This window comes from Streptomyces sp. NPDC020917, assembly GCF_044333795.1.
Taxonomy (GTDB): domain Bacteria; phylum Actinomycetota; class Actinomycetes; order Streptomycetales; family Streptomycetaceae; genus Actinacidiphila.
Window position 1 is genome coordinate 633936 of the sequence record NZ_JBIRRR010000003.1, and the last position, 13751, is coordinate 647686.

General features: G+C 70.2%; 16 protein-coding genes. 9 read left to right on the top strand and 7 right to left on the bottom strand.

Annotated elements, in window-relative coordinates; genetic code table 11:
• The first annotated feature begins 95 nt into the window (after positions 1-95).
• Positions 96-2939 carry a M4 family metallopeptidase gene (locus ACH4TG_RS09605; protein ID WP_398241610.1) on the top strand — a complete coding sequence of 948 codons (2844 nt, stop codon included), beginning with the start codon at positions 96-98 and terminating at the stop codon, positions 2937-2939.
• Between the two features lie 89 nt (positions 2940-3028).
• Here ACH4TG_RS09605 and ACH4TG_RS09610 read toward each other — a convergent pair whose 3' ends face one another.
• Complete coding sequence (locus ACH4TG_RS09610; RefSeq protein WP_398241611.1) at positions 3029-3277, bottom strand: hypothetical protein; 249 nt, start codon at positions 3275-3277, stop codon at positions 3029-3031.
• Positions 3278-3508: 231 nt separating this feature from the next.
• Here ACH4TG_RS09610 and ACH4TG_RS09615 point away from each other — a divergent pair, with 231 nt between their 5' ends.
• The gene (locus ACH4TG_RS09615) at positions 3509-4093 is read left to right on the top strand and encodes a hypothetical protein (RefSeq protein ID WP_398241612.1); all 585 of its coding nucleotides are present in this window, start codon (positions 3509-3511) and stop codon (positions 4091-4093) included.
• Between the two features lie 36 nt (positions 4094-4129).
• Here ACH4TG_RS09615 and ACH4TG_RS09620 read toward each other — a convergent pair whose 3' ends face one another.
• Complete coding sequence (locus ACH4TG_RS09620) at positions 4130-4546, bottom strand: YybH family protein (RefSeq protein WP_398241613.1); 417 nt, start codon at positions 4544-4546, stop codon at positions 4130-4132.
• 130 nt (positions 4547-4676) lie between these two features.
• Between ACH4TG_RS09620 and ACH4TG_RS09625 the strand changes: the two genes are divergently transcribed.
• Positions 4677-5543 carry a MerR family transcriptional regulator gene (locus tag ACH4TG_RS09625; protein ID WP_398241614.1) on the top strand — a complete coding sequence of 289 codons (867 nt, stop codon included), beginning with the start codon at positions 4677-4679 and terminating at the stop codon, positions 5541-5543.
• Between the two features lie 527 nt (positions 5544-6070).
• Here ACH4TG_RS09625 and ACH4TG_RS09630 read toward each other — a convergent pair.
• Positions 6071-6448 carry a hypothetical protein gene (locus ACH4TG_RS09630; protein WP_398241615.1) on the bottom strand — a complete coding sequence of 126 codons (378 nt, stop codon included), beginning with the start codon at positions 6446-6448 and terminating at the stop codon, positions 6071-6073.
• Between ACH4TG_RS09630 and ACH4TG_RS09635 the strand changes: the two genes are divergently transcribed.
• Both ACH4TG_RS09635 and ACH4TG_RS09640 read left to right on the top strand, forming a co-directional pair.
• Positions 6392-6739: a recombinase family protein gene (locus tag ACH4TG_RS09635; RefSeq protein ID WP_398241693.1), complete on the top strand. Its 348-nt coding sequence runs from the start codon at positions 6392-6394 to the stop codon at positions 6737-6739. The genes ACH4TG_RS09630 and ACH4TG_RS09635 overlap by 57 nt on opposite strands.
• 46 nt (positions 6740-6785) lie before the next feature.
• A complete protein-coding gene (locus tag ACH4TG_RS09640; protein WP_398241616.1) occupies positions 6786-7784 on the top strand; it encodes an aminoglycoside phosphotransferase family protein in 999 nt (332 codons plus the stop codon).
• Between the two features lie 122 nt (positions 7785-7906).
• On the opposite strand, the gene trxB is transcribed toward ACH4TG_RS09640, so the two are convergent.
• The 3 genes from trxB to ACH4TG_RS09655 are packed head-to-tail and all read right to left on the bottom strand — an operon-like array spanning position 7907 to position 9529.
• On the bottom strand, positions 7907-8896 hold the full coding sequence (trxB, locus tag ACH4TG_RS09645) for a thioredoxin-disulfide reductase (RefSeq protein ID WP_398241617.1): 990 nt from the start codon (positions 8894-8896) through the stop codon (positions 7907-7909).
• Positions 8893-9306 carry an arsenate reductase ArsC gene (locus ACH4TG_RS09650; protein ID WP_398241618.1) on the bottom strand — a complete coding sequence of 138 codons (414 nt, stop codon included), beginning with the start codon at positions 9304-9306 and terminating at the stop codon, positions 8893-8895. Before ACH4TG_RS09650 ends, trxB begins: the two co-directional genes overlap by 4 nt.
• Positions 9307-9343: 37 nt before the next feature.
• The gene (locus ACH4TG_RS09655; protein WP_398241619.1) at positions 9344-9529 is read right to left on the bottom strand and encodes a hypothetical protein; all 186 of its coding nucleotides are present in this window, start codon (positions 9527-9529) and stop codon (positions 9344-9346) included.
• 97 nt (positions 9530-9626) lie between these two features.
• Between ACH4TG_RS09655 and ACH4TG_RS09660 the strand changes: the two genes are divergently transcribed.
• From ACH4TG_RS09660 to ACH4TG_RS09670, 3 genes are all read left to right on the top strand, one after another.
• Positions 9627-9941, top strand: a complete 315-nt coding sequence (locus tag ACH4TG_RS09660; protein ID WP_398241620.1) for an ArsR/SmtB family transcription factor — start codon at positions 9627-9629, stop codon at positions 9939-9941.
• Positions 9942-10008: 67 nt separating this feature from the next.
• Positions 10009-10806, top strand: coding sequence for an aquaporin (locus ACH4TG_RS09665; RefSeq protein WP_398241694.1), 798 nt, complete (start codon positions 10009-10011; stop codon positions 10804-10806).
• Positions 10803-11858 carry an ArsO family NAD(P)H-dependent flavin-containing monooxygenase gene (locus tag ACH4TG_RS09670; protein ID WP_398241621.1) on the top strand — a complete coding sequence of 352 codons (1056 nt, stop codon included), beginning with the start codon at positions 10803-10805 and terminating at the stop codon, positions 11856-11858. Before ACH4TG_RS09665 ends, ACH4TG_RS09670 begins: the two co-directional genes overlap by 4 nt.
• A 7-nt stretch (positions 11859-11865) precedes the next feature.
• Here ACH4TG_RS09670 and ACH4TG_RS09675 read toward each other — a convergent pair whose 3' ends face one another.
• Complete coding sequence (locus ACH4TG_RS09675) at positions 11866-12243, bottom strand: ArsR/SmtB family transcription factor (RefSeq protein WP_398241622.1); 378 nt, start codon at positions 12241-12243, stop codon at positions 11866-11868.
• A gap of 108 nt (positions 12244-12351) precedes the next feature.
• Here ACH4TG_RS09675 and ACH4TG_RS09680 point away from each other — a divergent pair, with 108 nt between their 5' ends.
• Positions 12352-13746 (top strand): NAD(P)-binding domain-containing protein, encoded by a 1395-nt coding sequence (locus ACH4TG_RS09680; protein WP_398241623.1) that lies wholly within the window; start codon positions 12352-12354, stop codon positions 13744-13746.
• Positions 13747-13751: the final 5 nt, after the last annotated feature.

The following is a 13751-nucleotide window of genomic DNA, read 5'->3' on the forward strand; positions in this document are numbered from 1 at the left end:
GGCAAGGCTGAACCGTTGTTCGCACACCTGCCCAGGCATTTGCATGTCCGCATCCGAGATCCGTCCGCCCGCCAAGGGCAGCGAAGAGGAGAGTTGTGCGGACTTCAGCGCGCAGGAGAGCAGACAGAACCGGCGGCACGGCCGTCGGCCAGGGAGCGGCGGCGCTCCTCGCCGCCGCCGGGCTCCTGGTGACCGGCATGACGGCCGCCCACGCGGACAGCATCCCGGCGGCCACCCCCGCCACCGCCCCGGGCTCCGGCACTGCCACGCCGTCCCTTGTCACCGGACTGCACGAGGCGGCCGCCGGCACCGGCAGCGCCGCCGACGCGGCACGCGGGCACCTCAAGGCGAAGAAGGGCCGCTACCACATCGCCGACACGTCGGCGACCGGCCTGTCGACCGTCAGCACCGACAGCGAGGGCGGCAAGGAGACGGTCCGCCTCCAGCAGAAGTACAAGGGCGTGCCGGTCCTCGGCGGCCAGTACGTCGTCCGCATGACGAAGAAGGACGGCAGGCGCACCGTCACCGGCACCTCCGGCAACTACTTCACCCAGCTGAAACTGGACACGGTCACCCCGCAGGTGTCCGAGCAGACCGCGATCCAGCGTGCGATCACCGCCGTCGGCTCGCAGCTCGGCGCCGCCCCGCTGCACGTCCCGGCCAAGGGCGAGAAGCCCGGCAAGGCGGCGCTCACCGGCAAGGCCGTGGGCGTGACGATCCTTCCGCAGGGCACGGGCGTGCTCACCCGGCACATCACCGTCACGGGCACCGACCCGGCCGACGGCACACCGGTCGAGCAGGAGGTGTACGTCGACGCCCACTCCGGCTTCGCGGTGATGCAGTACAGCGGCATCCAGACGTTCGCGGCGACGGGCACCGCCACCGGTGGCACCGAGAGCTCGGCGACGGGCACGGACGACGCCTCCACCGATACCGCCCCGCCGTTCGTCGTGCAGGGTTCCGGCACCCGCTACAACGGCGAGAAGGCCGACCTCAACCTGTACAAGGGCTCCGACGGCTCCTACCAGATGATCGACTACGGCTTCCGGACCGCCGACACCCCGTACACCGGCCCGATGCTGAAGACCTACGACGCGCGAGGCCGTGACGTCTCCACCGCGTCCGGCGCCTGGCCCAGCGGCATCGACGTCTTCAAGTCGGCCACGCCCGACTTCGGCGCCGACGCCACCAACGCCGGTGCGGTCGACGCCCACTGGGCGGCCAACAAGGTGTACGCCTACTACAAGGACCACTTCGGCCGTAAGGGGCTCGACGACAAGGACGGGTTCATCTACTCGCTCGTCGGCGTCACCGCCAACGGCCAGCCGTACAACAACGCCTTCTGGGACGGCTCCAAGATGGTGTACGGCCAGGGCGGCGGCGACTACCGCACCTTCTCCGCCGACACCGACGTCGTCGGTCACGAGATGACGCACGGTGTCACCGAGCACACGGCGAACCTGGTCTACGCGGGCCAGTCCGGTGCGATCAACGAGGCGATATCCGACTACTTCGGCAACGCCATCGACCTCGAGGCCAGCGGGCAGTCGATGGACGACCCGGACTCGGGCCTGCTCGGTGAGGACCTGTGCACCACGCTGAGCCCGCGCGAGTGCGCGCTGCGCGACCTCGACAACGACTCGACCACGCAGAAGGACTTCGTGGGCGTCACCTACCGCGGTGACAACGGCGGCGTCCACCTCAACTCGCCGATCTTCTCCGGCTCCCTGTGGGACATGCGCCACGCCCTCGGCGGCGAGCTCTCCGACCAGATCGTCTACCGCGCCCTGACCGCGTACATGACGCCGCTGGACGGCTTCACCGAGGGCCGCGCGGCGGTCCTCGCCGCCGCCCAGGAACTCGGCGCCACCAAGGCCCAGGTCAAGGCCATCGAGGCCGCGTTCGCCAAGCACGGCGTCGTGCCCGGCTGGGAGACGAAGCTCGGCGTCGACACCGACACCCTGCTGCCCAAGGTCAACGTCGCCGGTACGGGCGTCAGCGCGGCGGGCGGCACCTACGCCGTCTCCCGCTCCAACGAGGACGGCAGCGAGCCGTACTCGGTGTGGACGGGCAGCACCGATGGCAAGGGCACCCCGCAGCAGCAGAGCCCGAACAACGGCAACTACAACGTCTACGCCAGCACGGACGGCAAGAACGTCGCCTGGGCCGAGTTCGCGTCGAGCGCCGTGTACTTCCACGTACGCCCGATCAGCGGCGGCGTCGACAAGGTCGTGGGCGGCACCGCCAGCAACGTCTCCGGGATCGTCCTGAACGGCGACATCCTCGCCTACACCGCGCCGGACCCGTACTACGGTCTCCCCCACGTCGTGTACATCAACATCAAGACCGGCGAGATCAAGCAGGTCAACAACAGCTACGCGGTGGCCACCGCGCTGCCGTCCGTACGGGACGGCAAGATCGCCTACGCGAAGATGTGGGCCGAGTCCGACGGCTACAAGCTGGGCGTCGAGGTGCTCGACACCGCCACGGGCACGACCACGCTGATGCCCGTCGACAAGAACACGACGAACGGCGTCGGCCAGACCGCCCTTTCCGACGACGGCGTGTACTGGATCGAGGACGGCGACGCCACCGACAGCGGCCAGGCCGCCGTCAAGCGCGCCGCGCTGGACGGCTCGGGCCTGACCACCGTCACACCGGAGTCCGGTGCCGGGTCCCTCTACGCCTACTCGCTGACCGCCTCCGACGACGCGGTCACCGTCACCACGCTGCCGCCGGCCACGTCGTGGGCCAACGAGACGCTGCCGAAGCTGTACCAGGTCGCGCCCGACGGCAAGGGCGGCGCGCAGCGCGTGTCCTGCAACCGCGGTGACCAGGTGTTCGCGGCGGCCGACACGGGCCGGCGCGTGCTGTGGCTGGACGGGACGACCGGCTACACGAACCTGGTGAAGCGGGACCGTCCGGCGGGCAGGTGCTGACCTGACACGCCCACAGCGAAGGCGGCCGGACTCCCCGAGGGGGGAGTCCGGCCGCCTTCGCTGTGGGCGAGGGCAACGATCAAGCGTGGTCAGACCCCGCCGGTGTCGGCGGCGCTCGCGTCCAGTGCTGCTAGCCGGTCCACGGCCCGGCGGGTGAACTCCTCGGACGGCAGCCCCGCGCACTCCTTCAGGTCGGCGCGGGCGCCGGAGTGGTCGCCGACCTGGTCACGGCAGGCGGATCGCTCGTCCGAGTCCAACGTCGGCGTCAGCTCGAACAGGGCCGCGATCGCCGCCGCCAGCTCCTGACGCGGGATCACCGCCTCGATCTGCTCCCACATCGTCAAGACGATCAAGCTCTTCGCGACCTGGCACGTCCTTCCCCACCTGCGGGAACGGGCCGATCGGAGGCACATCACACCGAGCGTCCGCGGCTTCGCAGCCGACCAGATCAAGCACGCGACCACCTTCCTGCAGTGGCTCAGCACTCGGGACAGCACCCTCTCGTCCTGCGGCCAGCTCGACATCGACGCCTGGTTCCCGGACATCCACACCCCCTGTCCATCCCGACTATGAAGATCTCCAGACGACCCGCTCTGAGCGAGGACGAACGCCTGGCCGCACTCGGCCGACTGCTGACCGACACAGACACCCCGATGCGCCTCCGTGTCGCCGGCGTCATCGTCCTCCTCTACGCGCAACCCCTGACCCGGATAGTCCAGTTGACGGTCGACGACGTGCTCCACGACGGAGGGACCACGCTTCTGCGGCTCGGGGAGCCCGCCTCTCCCATACCCGAACCAGTGGCGGCCCTGCTACTGGCATACATCGCAGACCGCGACAACATGAACGCCGCCACCAACCAGGCATCCCGCTGGCTCTTCCCCGGCCGCCGGGCCGGACGGCCGGCCCGTCCCGACCACATGTCCTCACGACTGCGCGAGATCGGCATCCCGGTCGCAGCCGCCCGCGGCGCCGCCATCCGGCAGCAACTCCTCGAACTGCCCGCCCCCGTCGTCGCGGACGCCTTCGGCTACCACGACAAGACCATCAGCCGCCTCCTCAGAGAAAGCGGCGGGACCTGGAGCCGACACGCCGCAGGCGACCACAGCCGGTCACCGTCCGGCCGGGCTCCCAAGGGAACCCGCGACAGTTGAATACAAGAGCCCACCAGTAAACCCCCGGTCAGGCCCCTACACCGTGGTGATCTTGCCGTCCCACTCGCCGCCCGCCGGGACGGACGCGTGCTGGTGGATCAGCTCCCAGCCGTTCTCTCGCCGTGCGAAGCAGTCGGTCTGCCGGGCCATGACGTGCTTCGTGGCACCGCTCTTAAGCACGATGTTCGTGCTCTGCACCGTGCACACGATGCCCATGTCCCCGTTGACTGTGGCGTCCAGTTCGAGGATGTCGACCTTGCAGGACTCGAAGTTGGCGAAGGTGTCGTCGAACAGCTTCCGCGCCGGCGCCACACCCCTGGACGCGAACGGGGGAATGTCGAACCACAGCACCTCCGACGCCCAGTGCCGCGTGCTCTGCTCCCCGGTCATCGACTCCGCCATCTCACGAACGATGGAGATGATGGCTTCCTTGTCTTGCTCTGCCGTCGTCATGACTCTGCTCCCTGGGAACGGCGGGTCCGGTCGACCGCCTCGAAACCAGCCTGCGAGGTGCCCTTCGGGGAGGTGCAACACCGCGCGCAGACGTGCACCTCCCCCAGGGGGAGGTGGGACAGTGACGGGTATGGACGCCACCCTGCCTATTGGGGACTTCGCCCGCGCCACGCACCTGAGCGTGAAGACGCTGCGGTACTACCACCGCGTGGGTCTGCTGGAGCCCAGCGAGGTGGACCGGCACACCGGCCACCGGCACTACACTACTGCCCAGATCCCGACCGCGCAGATCATCCGCCGCTTCCGCGCCCTGGACATGCCGGTCGAGCAGATCGCGCATGTGCTGGCCGCCCCCGACCTCGACACGCGCAACGCCCTGATCACCGCACACCTGAACCAGATGGAACAGCAACTCGCCCACGCCCAGAACGCCGTCACCTCGCTGCGCGACCTGCTCACAGGCCCGCAGGGCGGCACCCGGGCCGAGATCGGCCGTCGCAGCGTCCCGGCCACGCCCGCGGCCGCGGTCACCGAAACGGTGGACGTCGCCGAGGCGCTGACCTGGTACCAGGGCGCGCTCGGCGAAATCTATGCCATGCTCGACGCCCAGGGTCTCGCCTCCGACGGACCGGCCGGTGGGATCTTCAGCACCGACCTGTTCACCCACGAGCGCGGACCGGCGACGATCTTCGTGCCGTGCACCAGGCCGCCGCGCATGGGCCGGGTCGACGCGCTGGTCATCCCGCCGGTCGAGCTGGCCACGATCGTGCACCGCGGCCCGCACACAAACATCGACCTGGCCTACGGAACCCTCGGCGCCTACGTCGCAGACCACGCCCTCGCCGTCGACGGCCCGATCCGCGAGTACTACGTCGTCGCACGCCGCGAGAGCGCGGACCCGGCAGCGTGGCGCACCGAGATCTGCTGGCCGATCTTCCACACCGGACCGTTCCCCGGCGAACCCGCGACGCCCACTGATAGCGACGGCGGCCGGTAAAAGGGGCGTCCGGAACTGGCAACCTCGTGCGGCATTCGCATGACCGAGCCCCTCCCAGCCGCAGATCTGGCCACGACCGTGGCACCTCCTGTCCCAGGCTGAGGCTGCGCAAGAGCTAGGCGTAGGGTGCGGCTGGCGAGCCGTCGGTGGAGGTACTCCTCGATGCCGCTGCCGACGCCCTGGCCCGCACCGGGCAGCCGGGCACCAGCCATTCGCTGGCGGCCGAGCTGGAGCGGCGCGGCGATGAGGCCGTGTGGGAGACGGTGCAGCTGTGTCTAGGCCTGCTCGCGTCCCGACCGGTCTGGGGCCTGGAAGGGCGGCAGGCGAGCACGAGGTGGTTGAGGATCTGCGCCGCACCGCCCGCGCAGCGGATCCGGCAACCGCGGTGGTCCTGGACGTGCTCGCCACCCACCGAGAGCGGGGCGGCCAGGCGGCACGCCCGATCTGGGACCAGGCCGCCAGCGTCGTGCGCGAGATGGCACTCATGCAGCTGCTCCGGAGATCACCTACAGTCACCATCAGATTGATCACCACGGAGAACTGGCGACAGTTGAATATGCGAGCCCACCAGTATCAAGCCCCAACCCGTCGGGCATGCCCGTCTGGGGTACGCCCGTGCGTCCACTGCCCGGCAGTCCCTCGACTCCCAGGTCGACTCGCTCGCCGAAGCCGGGGTCACCCGGATCTTCTTCGAGAAGATTCTCCACCCGCGCCATCCAGCGCCCTGAACTGGACAAGGCCGTCGCCCACGCCAGCGAACTGCGCGCCTCCGGGGTTCGCGTCACGCTCGTCGTGCAGAGCACAAGCGGCTCGGCCGCGGCATCGAACCTGCGGCCCTGGCTGAGGAACTGAAGGCGGCTGACGTCGGCCTGGAGTTCCTCACCGGCGAACTCCAGGGCTCGCACGACCCGTCCGGCGTCGTGTTCACCGTGCTGGCCGCCCTGTCCGGCATGGAACGCGAGTACATTCGCGACCGCACTCTGGAAGGCCACGAACCCGCCCGCAAGCGCGGCAAGACCATCGGCGGAGCGGGCGTCACCGAGAACCACATGCTTTCCATGGCCCTTCACCTGCGCGAGCAGGAGATGAGCCTGCGCGACATCACCACGAAGAAGGGACAGCACCCCTCGCCCGCGACCGTCATGCGCATGCTGCGCGAGCACGACGAACGCACCACCGCGCCGTTCGCCTGGTAGGTAATTGGCTGCCCTCCACCTCCGGCGAGGGGGCAAGATCGTCCCTATGACCGCTGAACGAAAATTCGCCGACGCCGAAAGCCTGACCCCGGTGATGCGCGAGGTCTTCGGCACCGACCGCCGCATCGCCGCCGTCGACCGCCTGCTCAACGGCACCAAGAAGGGCGTCTACCGTGTCACGCTGGACGACACCACGAGCACGATCGTCTATGTCTGGAACGCCGACGAGGACTACTGGGACGGGCTTCTTCCGGACGGTCACGACGACCCGTCGAACCCGTTCGCCCACGCCTCCGGCATCGAGTTCTTCGAGGGTGCCACCCGTCGGCTGGAAGCGGTAGGAGCTCGTTCACCGCGGCTGTTGCTCGCCGACCGCAGCAGGAATCTCTACCCGGCCGACATCGCCGTCGCCGAGGACGTCCGCGGCGGAACGCTGGAGGCGCTGCTGGAACACGATCCGGACGCCGGCCGGCGAACGCTCGCGCAGCTCTCGGACATGCTCCGGCGCATGCACGCCTACCGCGCGCCGGCGTTCGGGCGGGTGGCGTGGATCGATGGTGGGGGTGCGCCGCCGGACATGACCTGCGAGCAGGCCTACCTGGAGCGCACGCTGGTCAACATCGCCACCGCCGTGCCCCGTGACGTCCGCGCGGCCGAAGGCGAGGCGATGCTGGAGGAGAAGCTCCGCGCTCTGCACGCCGCACTCGAACCGCGCGCAGAACTCGGCGTGGTTCACGGCGAACTCTGCGCGGAACACACCCTCGTCGGTCCGGACGGAGAGCCCGTCATCATCGACATCGAGGGCCTGATGTACACCGATGTCGAAGTGGACCACTGCTGGATGCGGATGCGCTTCGGCCCGCACTACGAGGCACTCCGCAACCCGGACCTCGACCCGCGACGCGTCAAGTACTACCAGTACGTCATGCATCTGGACCTGGTCGGCGGCCCGCTGCGCATCGCCGAGGGCGACTTCCCGAACCGCAAGTGGATGCTCGACGTCGCAGACTTCCATCTACAGAAGGCACTCGCCTACGAGGCATGATGCCGCCGTAGGTCTTCGGCCGATCGCGGCTTCCCACCGGCGCGGTGGGAAACAGCGCTCCGGGGGCCAGGCGGCCGGGCTCCGGCGCGGTGGCCCAACAGACGCCACCGCGCCTGGTGGCCTCACGGAGTGGGGGACAGGTCGGCATCCGGCGCTGCGGCGTGGGTGTCGGACAGTGCCGCCAGGTAGCGCTCGGCGTCCAGAGCTGCGGCGCAGCCGGTGCCGGCGGCGGTGATGGCCTGCCGGTAGGTGTGGTCGACGACGTCGCCCGCGGCGAAGACTCCGGGCAGGCTGGTGGCGGTCCTCGGGGCCTGGACCTTGATGTAGCCCTCGGCGTCGAGATCGAGTTGGCCGGTGAACAGCTCGGTGCGCGGGTCGTGGCCGATGGCGATGAACAGCCCCGTCACGTCCAAGCGGCGGGTCTCCTCGGTGAACACGTCGCGCAGGGTCACGCCGGAGAGCATGCCGCCGCTCTCGTGCAGTTCGGCGATCTCACTGTCGAAAGCGAAGGAGATTTTGTCGTCGGCGAAGGCGCGGTTCTGCATCACCTGCGAGGCGCGCAGGCGGCTGCGCCGGTGCACGATCGTCACCGAGCGGGCGAAGCGGGTGAGGAAGGTCGCTTCTTCCATGGCGGTGTCGCCGCCGCCGACCACGACGATGTCGCGTTCCTTGAAGAAGAAGCCGTCGCAGGTCGCGCACCAGGACACCCCGCGGCCGGACAGCTCCTCCTCGCGGGGCAGGCCGAGCTTGCGGTAGCCGGAGCCGGTGGCGATGATCACGGACCTGGCGCGGTGGACGGTGCCGGCGGAGTCGGTCAACTCCTTGATGTCACCGGTCAGGTCGACGGAGACGATGTCGTCGTCGATCATCTCGGCACCGAAGCGTTCGGCCTGGGCGCGCATGTTCGTCATCAGGTCGGGGCCGTCGATCCCGGCGGGGAAGCCGGGAAAGTTCTCGACCTCGGTCGTCGTGGTCAGGGATCCGCCGACGAAGATGGAGCTGCCGAACAGCAGCGGCTTGAGCTGGGCGCGGGCGGTGTACAGGGCCGCGGTGTATCCGGCGGGGCCAGAGCCGATGACGACGACCTCGCGCACCTTGTCGGTGGGGCTCATGCGGTCGGCTCGGGGGCGATCTCGGCGATCAGGCCCTCGATCAGAACCTTGATCTCGTCGCGGATCGGGCGGACGGCGTCGATGCCCTGGCCGGCCGGGTCGTCGAGCTTCCAGTCGAGGTAGCGCTTGCCGGGGAAGACCGGGCAGGTGTCGCCGCAGCCCATGGTGATGCACACGTCGGACTCGCGGACCGCGTCGATGGTGAGGACCTTCGGCACCTCGGCGGAGATGTCGATGCCGACCTCCCGCATCGCTTCGACGGCGGCGGGGTTGACCTGGTCGCCGGGCTGGGAGCCGGCGGATCGGACCTCGACGCGGTCGCCGGCCAGGTGGGTGAGCCAGGCGGCCGCCATCTGGGAGCGGCCGGCGTTGTGGACGCAGACGAACAGCACGGAGGGCTTGTCAGACACGGGATGTCGGTCTTTCTGCTCAGCGGAGAGGGGACGGTCAGTGGTCGGGCAGGAGTTCGGCCAGCAGGGCAGAGGTGCGGATGTCCAGGTCGTCGCGGACCTCGTAGACCTCCCGGCGGCCGGCACCGGACGGGTCGGGTACGGGCCAGTCCACAACGGCCAGGCGGGCGACCGCGGTCCGCAGACGATGGTCGGGGACAGCGGGCGGGGCGGGTGCGGGCATCGGGCCCTCCGGCAGGGGCAGGGCGGCCCCGGGCATGCGGGTGCCAGGAACCGGGCGGGGCTGGCATCAGCACCCACTGATGTGAAAGTATCACCCCATGCTGACGTCAGTCGACACTGATCTGATCCGGGTTCTGGGCGACCCCCTGCGCCTGCGGATCGTGACCCTCCTTGCCCGCGAGACCCTGTGCACCACGCACCTGGTGGAGGAGACCGGCGCCAGACAGACCAACCTGTCCAACCACCTGAAGGTGCTCCGCGAAGCCGGAGTGGTGGAGACCGAGCCGTGCGGCCGCTTCACGTACTACAAGCTGCGCCCCGAGGTGCTGGAATCCCTGGCCGGGTCCTTCACGGAACTGGCTGCCGCCGCGCGGCAGACCACCGAGAACAGCGTCAAGCGTTCCTGCCCGTGACCGGGCGTCCCGCGTAAAGCCCTGCCCTGTCCCCGAACCCCGCCTTTCTGGAGTCTTGTTGAGCGCCATCGACGCCGGCACCGCTGCCTCGCCGCAGCCCGCAACACCTCCCGCCGCAAAGCCGTCGTCCCAGCCCCAGCCCGCGCCCGGCGCAACGCCTCCGCGGGCGCCGCTGGCCGCACGGGCGGCAGCCGAGCTGGTCGGCACCGCAGCGCTCGTCACCATCGTGGTCGGTTCGGGTATCCAGGCCACCGGGCTCACGCACGACGTGGCACTGCAACTGCTGGCGAACTCCACCGCCACCGTCTTCGGCCTCGGCGTGCTGATCGCCTTGCTCGGACCTGTCTCCGGCGCCCACTTCAACCCCGTGGTCACCCTGGCCGAGTGGTGGACCGCACGCCGCGGCGGTCCCGGCGTCACCCTGCGGGAAACCGCGCTCTACGTGCCCGCACAGATAGCCGGCGCGATTGCCGGATCCATCCTGGCCGACGCGATGTTCGGCAAGGCGCTGGTGAAGTTCTCCACCCACGACCGCTCAGCGGGTCACCTGCTGCTCGGCGAGGTCGTCGCCACCGCCGGCCTGATCCTGCTGATCTTCGGTCTGGCCCGGACGAACCGGCTGCACATGGCGGCCGTTGCGGTCGCCTCCTACATCGGCGCCGCCTACTGGTTCACCTCCTCGACGTCCTTCGCCAATCCCGCGGTGACCATCGGCCGTGCGTTCACGGACACGTTCGCGGGTATTGCGCCGGGCTCGGTCGCGGGGTTCGTCGGCATGCAGCTCATCGGCGCGGTCGTCGGGCTGGCCCTGGTGGGGCTGATCTTCATGCCCGGACGGGCGGCCGAGGAACAGCCGACCGCATGACGAACGCCTCGCAGGTGGTGGTGATCGGCGGGGGCCAGTCCGGGCTCGCAGCCGGCTACCACCTGCGCCGTCTCGGCGTGGACTTCGTCATCCTGGATGCCCAGAGCGGGCCCGGCGGGGCCTGGCAGCACACCTGGGACTCCCTGCACCTGTTCTCGCCGGCGGCGTACTCCTCGCTGCCCGGGCGGTTCATGCCGCCGCAGACCGGCCGGACCTACCCCGGTGCGCAGCACGTCGTGGAGTACCTCAGCGACTACGAGAAGCGCTACGAGCTGCCCGTTCAGCGGCCGGTACGCGTCCAAGAGGTGCGCCGCGAGGGTGAAGTCCTCTGCGTGGAGACCGACTCGGGCGCCTGGCAGGCCCGCGCCGTGATCAGCGCGACCGGCACCTGGTGGCGCCCTTTCCTCCCCGCGGTCCCGGGGCGTGGGGACTTCGGCGGCCGGCAGTTGCACACCGTCGAATACCGGCGTCCGCAGGACTTCGCCGGGCGGCGGGTGATCGTGGTCGGCGGCGGCAACTCCGGTGCCCAGATCGCCGCGGACCTCGTCTACGACACAGAACTGACCTGGGTCACCCAGCGCCCACCGCGCTTCCTGGCCGACGACATCGACGGCCGTGCCCTGTTCGATGCGGCCACCGCTCGCCGCCGCGCCCTGGATGAAGGCCGCTCCGACACCGGAGGTGTCGCCTCACTCGGCGACATCGTCGCCGTCCCTCCCGTCCGCGAGGCCCGTGACCGCGGCCTTCTCAAGGCCGACCCGATGTTCACCCGGCTCCTGCCCGGTGGCGTCGAGTGGGCTGACGGCGCCCGCGCCGAGGCCGACGCCATCATCTGGTGCACCGGCTTCCGTCCAGCCCTCTCCCACCTCGCACCACTGCAACTGCGTGGTCAACGCGGTCGCATCGCCACCGTGGGCACGCGTGCGGCGGACGAGCCGCGGCTGCATCTGCTCGGCTACGGCGACTGGACCGGCCCCGCGTCTGCCACCCTCGTCGGCGTCGGGCGCCCCGCCCGTGAAGCAGCCCGAGAGATCGCCGCCGTGCTGACGTAGCGCGTGGTCAGGCTGCGGTCGATGCAGTGGTGAGCAACTGGCCCATCGCGGCGAGCACGGACGGCTCGACCCGGTAGTACACCCACGTGCCGCGCCGCTCGGAGGTGAGCAGGCCCGCTTCGCGGAGCTTCTTCAGGTGATGGGAGACCGTCGGCTGGGACACGCCGACGTCCTGGATGTCGCACACGCACGCCTCGCCGCCCGGATGCGAGGCGATGCGGGAGAACAGGCGCAGACGGACCGGATCGGACAGGGCCTTGAACATCGCCGCCATCTTCTCCGCGTCGGCCACCGACAGCTCCCCGGCGGTGATCGGCGGGCAGCACGGCACGACCTCGTCCTGCAGGACCGGCAGCTCGACCAACGGCGATGATGACTTCGACATGCTTCTATGTTGACACTCGTCGATGCGTGAGGCAACCTCGGAGACATCGACAAACATCGAAACAACGGCCGGGCTCACCACCCGGCCGCCTGGAGGAAGGGCACCGCCATGTCTGCTCACCCCACCGGCGACCTGCCGGTCGTCGTCATCGGCGCCGGCCCGGTCGGGCTCGCCGCCGCCGCGCACCTGGTCCAGCGCGGCCTGACCCCGCTGGTCCTGGAGGCCGGCCCGCAGGCCGCAGCCGCGGTGCGCGGGTGGGCACACGTGCGACTGTTCTCCACCTGGGCCGAACTGACCGACCCCGCCGCCGAGAAGCTGCTGGCCCCCGCCGGCTGGACCAAGCCCGACGCCGCCACCTACCCCACCGGCGCCGACTGGGCCGAGCAGTACCTGCAGCCGCTCGCCGACGTCCTCGGCGACACCGTGCGCTACGACGCCACCGTGACCGGGGTCTCCCGCGTCGGCCGCGACCGGATCGTGGACGCCAACCGCGAGAACCAGCCCTTCACCGTCGACTACACCACCGCCGACGGCCGTGAGCAGCGCGCCCTGGCCCGCGCCGTGATCGACGCCTCCGGCACCTGGACCCTGCCCTCTCCCGCGGGCGGAAACGGCCTGCCGGCCCTCGGCGAGCGTGCGGCAGCCGACCGCATCTCCTACCGCGTGCCCGACCTGACCGATCCGGTCGTGCGGACGCGGTACGCCGGAAAGCGCACCGCCGTCATCGGCTCCGGCGCCTCCGCCTTCACCGCACTGGCAGCCCTGGCAGAACTCGCCAAGGAAGCCGACGGCACGCACGCTCTGTGGGTGCTGCGCCGCGGCATCTCAGGCTCCACCTTCGGCGGCGGCACCGCCGACCAACTCCCCGCCCGCGGCGCCCTCGGGTTGGCCGCCAAGGCCGCCGTCGACAACGGGCACGCCGACGCCGTCACCGGCTTCCGCACCTCCGCGATCGAGTCCGACAGCAAGGGAAGCCTCGTCCTGGTCGGCGACGACGGCACCCGCCTGGACGCCGTTGACGAAGTGATCGTCCTGACGGGCCTGCGCCCGGACCTGTCGTTCCTGTCCGAGATCCGGCTGGGTCTGGACGAGCGCCTCCAGGCCCCGCCCGCGCTTGCCGAGGAGATCGACCCCAACCAGCACTCCTGCGGCAGCGTCAGCCCGCACGGCCACCGCGAACTCGCCCACCCCGAGGCCGACTTCTACCTGGTGGGCATGAAGTCCTACGGCCGCGCACCCACCTTCCTGGCCATGACCGGCTACGAGCAGGCCCGCTCGGTCGCCGCCGCCGTCGCCGGCGACATCGAGGCAGCCGACCGCGTCGAACTCACCCTCCCCGAGACCGGGGTATGCGGCGGCTCCGGCCTGTTCGACGACCCCAACGCCCAGGCCAGCGGCGGCTGCTGCGCCCCCACCCCACAGCTCGTCCAACTCGGCATCGGCTCCGCCGCCGCAATCGAGATCGACAACAACTCCAAGCCGTCCGGCGGCTGCTGCGGCTGACCGCT